General features: G+C 62.4%; 11 protein-coding genes. 8 read left to right on the top strand and 3 right to left on the bottom strand.

The annotated features are described in order from the left end of the window. The first annotated feature begins 204 nt into the window (after nucleotides 1–204). The 8 genes from DM807_RS08645 to DM807_RS08610 all read left to right on the top strand — a co-directional run bounded on the left by DM807_RS08645 (nucleotide 205) and on the right by DM807_RS08610 (nucleotide 9,352). Entirely contained in the window at nucleotides 205–951 is a 747-nt protein-coding gene (locus DM807_RS08645) for a gluconate 2-dehydrogenase subunit 3 family protein (RefSeq protein WP_179027272.1), read from the top strand. Nucleotides 952–954: 3 nt separating this feature from the next. Beyond that, nucleotides 955–2,739: a GMC family oxidoreductase gene (locus DM807_RS08640; protein ID WP_012272202.1), complete on the top strand. Its 1,785-nt coding sequence runs from the start codon at nucleotides 955–957 to the stop codon at nucleotides 2,737–2,739. Nucleotides 2,740–2,751: 12 nt separating this feature from the next. Next, nucleotides 2,752–3,999 carry a cytochrome c gene (locus DM807_RS08635; RefSeq protein ID WP_060494083.1) on the top strand — a complete coding sequence of 416 codons (1,248 nt, stop codon included), beginning with the start codon at nucleotides 2,752–2,754 and terminating at the stop codon, nucleotides 3,997–3,999. Nucleotides 4,000–4,218: 219 nt separating this feature from the next. Further along, the gene (ptxS, locus tag DM807_RS08630) at nucleotides 4,219–5,238 is read left to right on the top strand and encodes a transcriptional regulator PtxS (protein WP_179027271.1); all 1,020 of its coding nucleotides are present in this window, start codon (nucleotides 4,219–4,221) and stop codon (nucleotides 5,236–5,238) included. A 66-nt stretch (nucleotides 5,239–5,304) separates the two neighbouring features. After that, entirely contained in the window at nucleotides 5,305–6,084 is a 780-nt protein-coding gene (locus tag DM807_RS08625) for a sugar phosphate isomerase/epimerase family protein (protein WP_179027270.1), read from the top strand. After that, nucleotides 6,077–7,027 carry a sugar kinase gene (locus DM807_RS08620; RefSeq protein WP_060514757.1) on the top strand — a complete coding sequence of 317 codons (951 nt, stop codon included), beginning with the start codon at nucleotides 6,077–6,079 and terminating at the stop codon, nucleotides 7,025–7,027. The genes DM807_RS08625 and DM807_RS08620 overlap by 8 nt, the downstream gene beginning before the upstream one ends. Before the next feature lie 59 nt (nucleotides 7,028–7,086). Continuing rightward, nucleotides 7,087–8,379: an MFS transporter gene (locus DM807_RS08615; protein WP_179027269.1), complete on the top strand. Its 1,293-nt coding sequence runs from the start codon at nucleotides 7,087–7,089 to the stop codon at nucleotides 8,377–8,379. Nucleotides 8,380–8,389: 10 nt separating this feature from the next. Then, a complete protein-coding gene (locus tag DM807_RS08610) occupies nucleotides 8,390–9,352 on the top strand; it encodes a 2-hydroxyacid dehydrogenase (protein ID WP_012272208.1) in 963 nt (320 codons plus the stop codon). 58 nt (nucleotides 9,353–9,410) lie between these two features. Here DM807_RS08610 and DM807_RS08605 read toward each other — a convergent pair whose 3' ends face one another. The 3 genes from DM807_RS08605 to bamA all read right to left on the bottom strand — a co-directional run. Further along, nucleotides 9,411–10,376: an endonuclease gene (locus DM807_RS08605; RefSeq protein WP_012272209.1), complete on the bottom strand. Its 966-nt coding sequence runs from the start codon at nucleotides 10,374–10,376 to the stop codon at nucleotides 9,411–9,413. A 14-nt stretch (nucleotides 10,377–10,390) separates the two neighbouring features. Further along, complete coding sequence (locus DM807_RS08600) at nucleotides 10,391–10,774, bottom strand: hypothetical protein (RefSeq protein WP_060514755.1); 384 nt, start codon at nucleotides 10,772–10,774, stop codon at nucleotides 10,391–10,393. Nucleotides 10,775–10,921: 147 nt separating this feature from the next. Then, nucleotides 10,922–13,201 (bottom strand): outer membrane protein assembly factor BamA (bamA, locus tag DM807_RS08595; RefSeq protein WP_179027268.1); only part of this gene is annotated, 2,280 nt, incomplete at its 5' end.

The following is a 13,201-nucleotide window of genomic DNA, read 5'->3' as shown; positions in this document are numbered from 1 at the left end:
GTGAGGCAGGTGTGAAAAAAGCCTTATCGGACAGCCGTACGGGGGTGGCTTGAGCTGTGATAAGTCAAGTATGAAACCGGTTTCAAAACATTTCTGAACGCGCTAGATTATTCGGCTGTCTTCTTGATGGCCTATCAAGATCACCCCCTAAAGAAATCAGATGGCGCTTTCCAAGGCCGCCGCACAGCCGAATGAGGACTTCCAATGCCTGAGCATGCCCCAGACAACCCGCGCAGGGATTTTCTGCGCAAGACCTTGACCCTGATCCCTGTCGTTACCGTGGCCAGCACAGGGCTGGGCGTGGGCGCCAGCCAGCTGCTTGCGGCACCGCAAGCGCATCAGCAACCCAACGTGCCGGCCATGCCACCCGCGGGCGACTATCAGCCGACGTTCTTCAGCGCCGAAGAGTGGGCTTTTGTCCAAGCTGCCGTGTCGCGCATCATCCCGGCCGATGAACTTGGCCCCGGCGCACTCGAAGCCGGCGCCGCCGAATTCATCGACCGGCAGATGAACACTCCCTATGCGACGGGTGCACAGTGGTACATGCAAGGCCCGTTCAACGCCGACGCGGCGCCCGAGCTGGGCTATCAGCTACAGCTCAGCCCACAACAGATCTACCGCCTGGGCATCGCTGCCGTGGACGGCTGGTGCAAAACCAACGGCGGGCAGCCTTTTGCTGCGCAAGATAGCGCTACCCGAGACCGTATTCTCAGCAAGGTCGAGGCAGGCGAGCTGGTGTTCGATACCGTTCCGGCCAAGGTGTTCTTCAGCTTGCTGGTGCAAAACACCCGTGAAGGGTTCTTCTGCGACCCGATCCATGGTGGCAACAAAGGCATGGTCGGCTGGACCCAGATCGGTTTCCCCGGCGCCCGCGCCGACTTCATGGACTGGGTCGAGCGCAACGAGCCTTACCCGTTTCCGGCTGTATCGATTCGCGGCGAGAGGGCTTGAAGCATGGCGACTGTGTTGAACAAAGTGGATGCCGTGATCGTCGGCTTCGGCTGGGCCGGCGCGATCATGGCCAAGGAGCTGACTGAAGCGGGTCTGCACGTGGTAGCCCTGGAGCGTGGGCCTATGCAGGACACCTACCCGGAAGGCAGCTACCCGCAGGTGATCGATGAGCTGACCTACAGCGTGCGCAAGAAGCTGTTCGTCGATGTATCGAAAGAAACCGTCACTGTCCGCCATAGCGTGAACGATGTGGCGCTGCCCAACCGCCAGCTCGGTGCCTTCCTGCCAGGTAAGGGCGTTGGCGGTGCAGGCCTGCACTGGTCGGGCGTGCACTTTCGGGTCGACCCGGTCGAGTTGCGCCTGCGCAGCCACTACGAAGAGCGCTACGGGCGCACGTTCATCCCCGAGGGCATGACCATCCAGGACTTCGGCGTCAGTTACGAAGAACTGGAGCCGTATTTCGACTTTGCCGAAAAGGTTTTCGGCACTTCAGGCCAGGCGTGGACCGTCAAAGGCAAGGTGGTCGGTGAAGGGAAGGGCGGCAACCCCTATGCACCGGACCGTTCCAACCCGTTCCCACTGCCTGCGCAGAAGAACGTTGTATCGGCCAGGTTGTTCGAAAAGGCCGCCACGGGCCTGGGCTACAAACCCTACAACTTGCCCTCGGCAAACACCTCCGGCCCCTACACCAACCCCTACGGTGCGCAAATGGGGCCGTGCAACTTCTGTGGTTTTTGCAGCGGCTACGTGTGCTACATGTACTCCAAGGCCTCGCCCAACGTGAACATTCTGCCGGCGCTGCGCCAGGTGCCCAACTTCGAGTTGCGGCCCAATGCCCACGTGCTGCGGGTGAACCTGGACGATAGCAAGCGCAAGGCTACCGGTGTGACCTATATCGATGCCCAGGGGCGCGAGGTAGAGCAGCCAGCGGAGCTGGTGATCCTGGCGGCGTTCCAGTTCAACAACGTTCGCCTGATGCTGCTTTCCGGCATTGGCAAGCCTTACGACCCGGTGAAGAACGAAGGTGTGGTCGGGCGTAACTTCGCCTACCAGAACATGGGGACGGTCAAGGCGTTCTTCGACAAGAGCACCTACACCAACAACTTTATCGGCGCGGGTGGCAATGGCATTGCCATTGACGACTTCAATGCCGACAACTTCGACCATGGCCCGCACGGCTTTGTCGGCGGCTCGCCGATGTGGGTGAACCAGGCCGGCAGCCGGCCGATTGCCGGCATCTCCAACCCGCCGGGCACGCCGGCCTGGGGCAGTGCCTGGAAGAAAGCCACAGCGGACTACTACACCCACCAGGTGTCGATGGACGCCCACGGCGCTCACCAGTCCTACCGTGGCAACTACCTGGACCTCGACCCCACGTACCGCGACGCCTACGGCCAGCCGCTGTTGCGCATGACCTTCGACTGGCAGGAGAACGACATCAAGATGAACCAGTTCATGGTCGGCAAGCTGAGCAAGATCGCCCAGGCGATGAACCCCAAGGCCATTGCCGTGCTGGGCAAGCAGGTGAAGGATCACTTCAACACCGCCAGTTACCAGACCACCCACCTTAACGGTGGCGCGATCATGGGCACCGACCCGAAAACCAGTGCACTGAACCGCTACCTGCAAAGCTGGGATGTGCACAACGTGTTCGTCCCGGGCGCTTCGGCGTTCCCGCAGGGGTTGGGGTACAACCCGACCGGGCTGGTGGCCGCGCTGACCTATTGGTCGGCCCGCGCCATCCGCGAGCAGTACCTGAAAAACCCCGGCCCGCTGGTTCAGGCCTGAGGAGCGATGAGCATGAAGACAATGTTGATCGCAACCCTGCTGCTGGGTGCCGGTACGGCTGCGCAGGCGGCCACCCATGACGATGCGCAGGTGCGCCAAGGTGCATACCTGGCCCGCGCCGGTGATTGTGTGGCCTGCCACACCGCCAAGGGCGGCAAGCCTTTTGCCGGTGGCTTGCCGATGGAAACGCCAATCGGCACGGTGTATTCCACCAACATCACCCCGGCAGCCAGCGGCATTGGCCAGTACAGCTTCGAGGACTTCGACCAGGCGGTGCGCAAGGGTATCGGCAAGGACGGTAGCACCCTGTACCCGGCCATGCCGTATCCGTCATATGCACGGGTCAGCGAGCAGGACATGCAGGCGCTGTACGCCTACTTCATGAAGGGCGTGGAGCCGGTCGAGCAGCCGAACAAGGCCACCGACATTCCCTGGCCACTGAGCATGCGTTGGCCGCTGGCAATCTGGCGTGGCCTGTTCGCACCAGAGGCCAAGCCTTGGCAGGCCTCGGCGGCAGCCGACCCGGTGGTCAACCGTGGTGCGTACCTGGTCGAAGGGCTTGGGCATTGTGGCGCCTGCCATACGCCACGAGCGCTGACCATGCAGGAAAAAGCGCTGAGCCCTGCGGATGGCGAGCAGTTTCTGGCCGGCAGCGCTCCGCTGGACGGCTGGATTGCCAAGAACCTGCGTGGCGATCACCAGGACGGGCTGGGCAGCTGGAGCGAGGCGCAGCTGGTGCAGTTCCTCAAGACTGGGCGCAGCGATCGCAGCGCCGTGTTCGGCGGCATGAGCGACGTGGTCGAGCACAGCATGCAGCACATGACGGATGCCGACCTGACCGCGATCGCCCGCTACCTGAAGACCTTGCCGCCGAGCAACCCCGACGACCAGCCGCACGTCTACGACAAGCAGGTGGCGCAGGCGCTGTGGAACGGTGATGACAGCAAGCCTGGGGCGGCGGTGTACATCGACAATTGCGCGGCCTGCCACCGCACCGATGGCCAGGGCTACACCCGAGTGTTCCCAGCGCTGGCCGGTAACCCCGTGGTGCAAACCACGGATGCCACATCGTTGATCCATGTGGTGTTGGCGGGGGGCACGGTACCGGCAACGCATACCGCGCCATCGAACTTCACCATGCCAGCGTTCGGTTGGCGCCTGAGTGACCAGGAGGTTGCCGAGGTGGTGAATTTCATTCGCAGCAGCTGGGGTAACCAGGGCGGCGCCGTTACGGCCAGTGATGTGAAGTCGCTTCGCTGACCTCTTACGTGCATCCTGATGCATTGGGGGGCGGGGTTAACCCGCTCCCTTATTCTGCGTCTTAAAATTACTGTTATATCAGTATCTTAAGTAGCTTATATAATCTCGAATACCATATCGGCTTCAACATTACTGACTAACGGTATGTTGACGAATTGCCACAGATTTGCTGTATTGAAACCGGTTTCATCGCAATCACAATAATCACAAGGACAACCCATGACCGACGCGCCTGCCCATGCCCGCGAACGGGTCACCATCAGCGAAGTAGCGCGTGTCGCTGGCGTTTCCAAAGCCACCGTCTCCCGTTACATCGGTGGCGATCGTCAATTGCTGGCCGACGCTACCGCCAAGCGCCTGGAAGAGGTCATCGAGCGCCTCGGCTACCGCCCCAACCAGATGGCCCGCGGCCTCAAGCGCGGCCAGACGCGACTGATCGGCATGCTGGTAGCCGATATTCTCAACCCCTATTCAGTGGCCGTGATGCATGGTGTGGAAACCGCCTGCCGTCAGCACGGTTACAGCCTGGTGGTGTGCAACACCAACCGTGACGACGAGCAGGAACGTCACCACTTGGAGGCCCTGCAGAGCTACAACGTCGAAGGGTTGGTCGTGAACACCCTGGGTCATCACCCCGGTGAACTGCTCAACCTGCAGCGTGACATCCCCATGGTGTTGGTCGACCGCCAGTTGCCCGAACTGAACGTGGACCTGGTCGGCCTGGACAATGCCGACGCGGTCGAGCAGGCCCTCGACCACCTGCAGGCCCAAGGCTACCGCGATATCCTGGCAGTCAGTGAACCCCTCGATGGCACCAGCTCACGCCTGGAGCGGGTGCAGGCGTTCGGCGCGTCGGTTAGCCGCCGGCCCGGCATGCGTCAGCAAGTACTGGAAACCAGCACGGGGCTGCAGGGCCAGCTGGCTTCGTTTCTCGCCCGCCATAGCCATGGCCCACAAGCCATCTTCACCTTCAACGGCGTAGCGACCTTGGCGGTAACCCGGGCCTTGCAAGAGGCCGGGTGCAACTTGTTTGCCGACGTCGGGTTGATCGCCCTCGACGACCTGGACTGGTACCCCTTGGTTGGCAAAGGCATCACTGCACTGGCCCAGCCTACCGAACGCATCGGTGAGGCGGCTTTCGAAAGCCTGCTCGGCCGCCTTCGCGGCGACAGCGGGGCAGCGCGGCGCATCGACTTCAAGGCCGACCTGATCGTCCGCGGCTCAACCCAACTCCAGTAAGCAACGGCAGGCCTGTGTCCGCCGCTGCCGATCAAAAATGAAACCGGTTTCATAAGGATAAAAACAATGCACCCGAACCCCGTTTCCATCAGCCTTTCCAGCTACGGTGCCGACTTTGTGCGGCAACGTGGCCAAGAGCAGTTCCTGGACTTGCTGGCAGCCGCTGGCGTTAGCCGAGTGGAATTGCGCGAAGAACTGTTCGCCAGTGCACCTGACGCATCCGCCCTGGGTGCGGTCATTGCCGCATTGCACCTGGAGTGCCTGTATTCGACACCCCTTGAACTGTGGACCACGCAAGGCATGCCCGATCCACTCCTGGTCCACAAGCTGGAAATCGCCCGAGCGCTTGGCGCGGTGGCGCTGAAGGTTTCACTGGGCCATTTCAATGAGCGCTGCGATATGGCAGCCCTGGCGGCAGTGCTGCCGGCACATGGGCCGCTGCTGCTGGTTGAAAACGATCAGACCACCCAAGGAGGCAGGATCGAACCCCTGGTGGAGTTTTTCCAGAATGCCGAGCAGTTACGGCTGCGCCTGGGGATGACGTTCGATATCGGTAACTGGCAGTGGCAGGGTGAGGCTGCGGGGCAAGCCGCACGGCAACTTGGCCGTTGGGTGCAGTACGTGCACTGCAAGGCTGTGCAGCGCCGGGCCGATGGCCGCCTGGTAGCCATACCGCCCAAAGCGGCGGACCTACACGAGTGGGCAACGCTGCTGGCCGAGTTCGCGCCTGGCGTGGTACGCGCCGTCGAGTACCCCTTGGTTGGCGAAGACCTGCTGGCGCTGACCCGCGCCCAGGTGCGTAGCCTGTCTGCGCTGGGCGCGGAGCAGGAGGTGGCCCATGCATGAGCATGACGTGCTGTGTTTCGGCGAGACCATGGCCATGTTCGTTGCCGAGCAAACCGGCGACCTGGCCAGTGTCGAGCAGTTTGGCAAACGCATCGCCGGTGCGGACAGCAACGTGGCCATCGGCCTGGCGCGGCTGGGTTTCAACGTGCGCTGGCTGAGCCGGGTAGGTGACGATTCGCTGGGCCGTTTCGTGCTCGACAGCTTGCGCCGCGAAGGCCTGGACTGTTCTGGCGTGGAGGTGGATGCCAGCTACCCCACCGGTTTTCAGCTCAAGGCCCGCTGCGATGATGGCAGCGACCCGTCGGTGGAGTACTTCCGCCGTGGCTCGGCAGCCCGTCGGCTGTCGCCAGCGCTGATTCATTCAGACGTGCTGCAAGCACGCCATCTGCACGCCACCGGCATTCCGCCGGCGCTGTCGGACAGTTGCCGGGCGCTGTCCCACGCGCTGCTGGACGCCATGCGCGCAGCGGGGCGCAGTATTTCGTTCGACCCCAACCTGCGCCCCTCGCTGTGGCCTGATCAAAGCAGCATGGTGCGCGAAATCAATGCCCTGGCGACCAAGGCCGACTGGGTTCTACCGGGCCTGGAGGAGGGGCGGTTGCTGACTGGCCAGCAAACACCGGCGGACATCGCCGCGTTCTACCTTGACCAAGGGGTTGAGCTGGTCGTCATCAAACTGGGCGAGGCCGGCGCCTACTTTCGCAGCGCCAAGGGCGAAGGGCAGGTAGCGGCGGTGCCGGTCAGCCATGTGGTGGATACCGTTGGTGCCGGCGATGCCTTTGCCGTCGGCGTGCTGAGTGCGCTGCTGGAGGGCCGTGCAGTGGCTGAGGCCGTGGCGCGTGGTAACTGGTGCGGCAGCCGTGCCGTGCAATCGCGGGGCGACATGGAAGGGTTGCCGCTGCGCCACGAGCTGGAGGCCCACAACCTGCGCAGAAGCGCTTGACCCAACCAACCCCGAATCACCTGTTGCAACAAAAACAACAAGCTCAGGAGAAACAAACCATGCAAAGCCCAAGCCTGGCACCTCGCCGTTGGTGGTACATCATCCCAATCGTGTTCTTCACTTATAGCCTGGCGTACCTGGACCGCGCCAATTACGGTTTCGCCGCCGCCTCTGGCATGGCCGACGACCTGCAAATCACTCCCGTGCTGTCTTCGCTGCTGGGTGCGCTGTTCTTTCTCGGTTACTTCTTCTTCCAGGTACCCGGTGCCATCTACGCCGAAAAGCGCAGTGTGAAGAAGCTGATCTTCGTCTGCCTGATCCTTTGGGGCGGCCTTGCCACGCTTACCGGCATGGTCAGCAACGTCTACATGCTGATCGGAATCCGCTTCCTGCTTGGGGTGGTGGAGGCGGCGGTCATGCCGGCAATGCTGGTGTACCTGTGCCATTGGTTCACCCGTGCCGAGCGCTCGCGTGCCAATACCTTTCTGATGCTCGGCAACCCGGTGACCATCTTGTGGATGTCGGTGGTGTCGGGGTACCTGATCAAACATTACGACTGGCGCTGGATGTTCATCATCGAAGGCCTGCCAGCTGTGATCTGGGCGTTCTTCTGGTGGCGCCTGGTGGATGACCGCCCGGCCCAGGTCAACTGGCTGAGCGCACAGGAAAAGGCCGCCCTTGCGCAAGCACTGGCCGCCGAGCAGCAGGGCATCAAGCCAGTGAAAAACTACCGCGAGGCGTTCCGCTCGCCGCAGGTGATCATCCTGGCGCTGCAGTACTTCTGCTGGAGTATTGGCGTGTATGGCTTCGTGCTGTGGCTGCCGTCGATTCTCAAGCAAGCGGCGAACGTCGATATCGTGCAGGCCGGCTGGCTGGCCTCGGTGCCGTACCTGGCAGCGGTGCTGGCGATGGTGGGCGTGTCCTGGGCGTCCGACCGCCTGCAAAAACGCAAGCGTTTCGTCTGGCCGCCACTGCTGATTGCCGCCGTGGCGTTCTATGGCTCGTATGCCTTGGGCACTGAGCACTTCTGGCTGTCGTATACGTTGCTGGTGGTCGCCGGCGCCTGCATGTACGCACCCTATGGCCCGTTCTTCGCGATCGTGCCCGAGATCCTGCCGGCCAACGTCGCAGGCGGTGCCATGGCGCTGATCAACAGCATGGGCGCGCTGGGCTCGTTCGGTGGCTCGTGGCTGGTGGGCTACCTCAATGGTGCAACAGGTGGGCCTGGCGCCTCTTACCTGTTCATGTGCGGTGCGCTGCTGAGCGCAGTGGCGCTTACCGCTGCACTCAATACTTCCCAAATGTCTGGCCGGGCAAAGCGCGATAGCGCGCAACTGGCCGTGAAGCCTTAGGACACTTGTAATGAAGAAGCGAATTGTTCTGTATAAACGCCTGCCCGCTGACTTGATGGCACGCCTGCAAGCGCGCGTTGAGGTGACCTGGGTAGATACGGCCCAGCCCGATGGCCTGGCCCGCTTGCGCGATGCGTTGCCGGGCGCGCACGGGTTGCTCGGGGCCAGTGTGCGCCTGGATGCCAGCCTGCTTGACCTGGCGCCACAGCTGGAAGTGGTGTCCAGCGTTTCGGTGGGCGTGGACAACTACGATGTTGCCGAACTCAGCCGCCGTGGTGTGAAGCTGACAAACACGCCCGACGTGTTGACCGAAACCACCGCCGACACCGGCTTTGCCCTGCTCCTGGCCACCGCCAGGCGGGTGGTGGAGCTGGCGAACTGGGTGCGTGATGGCCATTGGCAGGCCAACCTGGGGCCTGCACATTTTGGCAGTGATGTGCACGGCAAGACGCTGGGCATCGTCGGCATGGGTCGCATCGGCGAGGCCTTGGCCCGGCGCGCATCCGCCGGCTTTGGCATGCGTGTGCTGTACCACAGCCAGCGCCCCAAGCCCGAGGTGGAGGCACGCTATGGCGCAAGCAAATGCAGCCTGGATGCCTTGTTGCAGCAGGCGGATTTCGTTTGCCTGACGGTGCCGCTGAACGCCAGCACCGAAGGCCTGATTGGCACACGGGAACTGGCGTTGATGAAGCCCGAAGCAATCCTGGTGAACATCTCGCGTGGGCGTGTGGTGGATGAACAAGCGCTGATCGAAGCGCTGCGGAACCGGCGCATTCGCGGCGCGGGGCTTGATGTGTTCGTGCAGGAGCCGCTGGCGACAGACTCGCCGCTATTGCAGCTCGATAACGTCGTAGCGACCCCGCATATCGGCTCAGCGACCGAGGAAACCCGCCAGGCCATGGCGCGTTGCGCGGTGGACAACCTGCTCAGCGCGCTGGCCGGTGAGCGGCCGTTGAACCTGGTCAACGGCTAGCGCGAACCCTGGTACTTGCACAAGGCCGCTCACACAAGTGAAGGCCCCGCAAGTCAAGTCATCGGCAGTTACCCGCCTTGCGGTAGCCCGCTGCCTGCGCTTCACCTTCGGTGGCGAACGTAACCTGGTTCTTCGCCGCCACCTGGTTGTAGCCCGGGCAGCCAACCGACAGGTGATAGACATGGCTGTTGCGGTTGCCTAGCACAGCCCCGACCGACTCGGCGCTGGCCAGGCTCGGTTTGGCCTCTGCCTTGGCGGCTTTCACTGGCACCGCTTGCACCACGCCGCTGCCAACCGGCTTGTAGTCGGCCGTCCACTTGCGTTCCCCGCTTACGAACGGGTTGGCATGCCCCATGATCGCGGCAATACGCCGGTCGCGTTCTTTCTCCCAGGCCGACACCGGGTGTTGCTTGTCCCAGGCCATCAGCAGCTGTTGCTGCTGGCGCGACATGCTCAGCTGGTAGCGGTCGAACATGTAGAACGTGGTGCGGGCCACCAGGCCTTTGACTTCATCACGCGGTTCGGCGGCGCGCTGGACGAAATCGACCTTGGTGCTGCATTGGCCGTATTCACCTGCATTGCCAGCCACCATGCCGTAGTTGAAGTTGCTGCGGTCACCGTTGACCTCGCCCACGGCCGGGTACAGGTTGAACAGGTCGGCCTCCATGGCGCGGAATACCGGGTCGTTGTCCACGCAATGTTCGCGGCCACCGTTCTTCCAGCACTGGCGCTGGTTGCCGAAGGTGTAGGCGGGCACGATGTGCTCCCACTCGGTACGCTCGGCGCGGTTCTGCTGCTTGCGCGTCTGGTAACCGCACGAGGCGGCATCGATACGCCCGCCGGACTTGCCCACCCAGGTCCACTTGCAACCGCAGTACAGGTCGCCCATGGCACTGCTGGCTTGGTCCAGGTACACCTTCTGCTTGGCCACCACCTTGGCTTCGGTGAAGGTTGCCGGCGGGTTGGCCAGGGCGGGCAGGGTAAAGGAAAACAATAAGGTTACGGCGTAAAGCAGTGATTTCATGGAGAAAACATATTTCAGATTGGGGCGCGCATTGTAATGCTTTCCCCGTTGCAGGCCAGCTCGCGAAGCCATACCAGTGGTCGGCCAGGGTGTTCGCTGGCCATGAGGCTGAAGGTGGCTGAGTCGAGCATGTCGCGCACCTGGGTGCTCATGCGCAACAGGCGCTCGATGAAACCGGCTGTGACGGTGCCGTAGTCTTCCAGGGAAACACCGCTTTGGTTGTGCTGGATTGCCAAGTGGTAGTGGCTCACCCCGGCACCGTCGCCACTGCCGCCCAGGACCACGGTGAAACGTGGGCCGAGCAGGCTGGCCAGGCGCTGTTGGACCAGGTCGAGCAGTGCCAGCGGTATTTCATCGTGCCGCAGTGTGGTGGGGAAGCAAGGGGTGAAGGGAGGCATGAGTGTGTCCTGCTGGGCGGGGTTCGAGTGCAGGTCAGCTTAGGCAATGTGACTGTCAACTTGGGTTAAGCGAGGGTAAAAGCGGGTAATGCTCCAGAGCGCTTCGCGGTCCCTGTAGGACCGCGCATGACGCTTGCCTTGCCGGCTTCAGAATGTCTGCCCCAGGGAGAACTGGAAAATCTGGGTCTCGGCGTTATCCGGCTTTTTCAACGGCGCCGCCAGGCTGAAGCTCAGCGGCCCCATCGGGCTGTACCAGGTCACGCCAACCCCCAGCGACACGGCCATCTGCGCCAGGTCGACGCTGCCACAGCCTTGGGTGGTGGACAGGTAGCAGGTGTCGGCATACACATTGCCCGCATCGACGAACAATGAGCTGCGCAGCTGGCTCTGGTCCTTCACGAACGGCAACGGGAAAATGTACTCGGCACCGCCGGTGATCAGGATATTGCCCCCCAGCACATCGGTGTCTCGGTCGGAGTAGTAAGCCTGGCCTGACCTTGCATAAGCACCGGTGGCCGGGGTGTTGCGTGGGCCGAGGGTGCCGTCCTTGAACCCACGCACCGAACCCTGGCCACCTGCGGTGTAGCTTTCATAGAACGGCAAGCCGTCGGTGGAGCCGTAGCCATTGCCATAGCCCAGGCTGGTGTGCAGGCGCAGTGCGGTGTTGTTGGTCACCGGCAAGTAGGCCTGGCCGTTGTAGTCCAGCTTGTAGAATGACAGGTCGCTGCCTGGGGTGGTGGCCATCAGCGTCAGGCTCTGCGAGTGGCCACGGGTGGCCAGTACGCCTTTATTGAGGGTGGATTCCGACCAGCCGATCGAGGCCTTGAGGTTGTTGAAACTCTTGCCCTCGCGGGAAATGAAGTCGTAGATCTCGTCGGCGCTGTAGGTGCCCGGCGAAATGTCGTCGTGCTGCAGGGTGAGGCCGTAGCTCAGGCGCGAGGTTTCGCTGATCGGGTAGCCAAAGCTGACCCCGGCGCCGTAGCTGTTGATCGCATAATACGAAACGCCATCGTCGTAGTAATCGCTGTAGTCGGTGCTGTTGTAGAACAGGTTGTAGCCCAGGCTGACCCCGTCGGCGGTGAAGTAGGGGTCGGTGAAACCGAAGTTGTACTTGGTCTGGTATTCGCTGCGCGTCAGGCCGATGGCCACCTTGTTACCGGTACCGAGGAAGTTGCTCTGGCTGATCGAACCACCGAGGATCAGGCCGGCGCTCTGGGCGAAACCGACGCTGGCGGTGATCGAGCCGGAGGCCTGCTCTTCGACGCTGTAGTTGACGTCGACCTGGTCGTCGGTGCCCGGCACCGGTGGGGTCTCGACGTTGACTTCCTTGAAGAAGCCCAGGCGCTCCAGACGGGTCTTGGACTGGTCGATCAGGTAGGTCGACGCCCACCCGCCTTCCATCTGGCGCATTTCGCGGCGCAGCACTTCGTCTTCGGTCTTGGTGTTGCCGCGGTAGTTGATGCGGTTGACGTAGGCACGCTTGCCCGGGTCGACCACGAACATGATGTCGACCGTGTGGTCCTGGTCGTTCGGCTGTGGCACGCCGTTGACGTTGGCGAAGGTGTAGCCTTCGTTACCCAGGCGGCGGGTGATCAGCTCGGAGGTGGTGGTCATCACCTTGCGCGAGAATACCTGGCCTGGCTGCACCAGCAGCAGCGACTTGACCTGGTCTTCCGGCACCTTGAGGTCACCGGACAGCTTCACGTCGCGAACGGTGTACTTCTCGCCTTCGTTGATGTTGACGGTGATGTAGACGTGCTTCTTGTCCGGCGTGATGGACACCTGGGTGGAGGCGATGTCCATGTTGATGTAGCCGCGGTCCAGGTAGTAGGAACGCAGGCGCTCCAGGTCACCGGAGAGTTTTTCACGGGCGTACTTGTCATCGTTCTTGAAGAACGACAGCCAGTTGGTGGTCTTCAGCTCGAACAGCTGCCCCAGGGTTTCATCATCGAACACGTTGTTGCCAACGATGTTGATGTGCTGGATGGCGGCGACGGTGCCTTCGTTGATCTTGATCTTCAGCGCCACACGGTTGCGCGGCTGCGGCACCACTTCGGCGTCGACCTCGGCCGAGTAGCGGCCCTGGGCCACGTACTGGCGTTGCAGCTCGTTACGCACACCTTCGAGGGTGGCACGCTGGAAGATTTCGCCCTCGGCCAGGCCCGATTGCTTCAGGCCCTTCATCAGGTCTTCGGTGCTGATCGCCTTGTTGCCTTCGATCTCGATGCTCGACACCGACGGGCGCTCGACCACGTTGATGATCAGCACATTGCCATCGCGGTTCAACTGGATGTCCTGGAAGAACCCGGTCTTGAACAGGGAACGGGTCGAGTCCACCAGGCGGCGGTCATCGGCCTGGTCGCCGACGTTCAGCGGCAGGGCACCGAACACACTGCCGGCGGAAACCCGCTGCAGGCCGTTGACGCG

Source organism: Pseudomonas hunanensis (assembly GCF_013393325.1).
GTDB lineage: Bacteria > Pseudomonadota > Gammaproteobacteria > Pseudomonadales > Pseudomonadaceae > Aquipseudomonas > Aquipseudomonas putida_P.
This window is presented reverse-complemented; position numbering and strand designations above follow the sequence as displayed.

Coding starts and splice junctions, on each gene's coding strand:
- DM807_RS08610 (WP_012272208.1), top strand. CDS start 8,390: ATGAAGAAGCGAATTGTTCTGTATAAACGCCTGCCCGCTGACTTGATG.
- DM807_RS08635 (WP_060494083.1), top strand. CDS start 2,752: ATGAAGACAATGTTGATCGCAACCCTGCTGCTGGGTGCCGGTACGGCT.
- DM807_RS08620 (WP_060514757.1), top strand. CDS start 6,077: ATGCATGAGCATGACGTGCTGTGTTTCGGCGAGACCATGGCCATGTTC.
- DM807_RS08640 (WP_012272202.1), top strand. CDS start 955: ATGGCGACTGTGTTGAACAAAGTGGATGCCGTGATCGTCGGCTTCGGC.
- DM807_RS08600 (WP_060514755.1), bottom strand. CDS start 10,774: ATGCCTCCCTTCACCCCTTGCTTCCCCACCACACTGCGGCACGATGAA.
- ptxS (WP_179027271.1), top strand. CDS start 4,219: ATGACCGACGCGCCTGCCCATGCCCGCGAACGGGTCACCATCAGCGAA.
- DM807_RS08645 (WP_179027272.1), top strand. CDS start 205: ATGCCTGAGCATGCCCCAGACAACCCGCGCAGGGATTTTCTGCGCAAG.
- DM807_RS08615 (WP_179027269.1), top strand. CDS start 7,087: ATGCAAAGCCCAAGCCTGGCACCTCGCCGTTGGTGGTACATCATCCCA.
- DM807_RS08605 (WP_012272209.1), bottom strand. CDS start 10,376: ATGAAATCACTGCTTTACGCCGTAACCTTATTGTTTTCCTTTACCCTG.
- DM807_RS08625 (WP_179027270.1), top strand. CDS start 5,305: ATGCACCCGAACCCCGTTTCCATCAGCCTTTCCAGCTACGGTGCCGAC.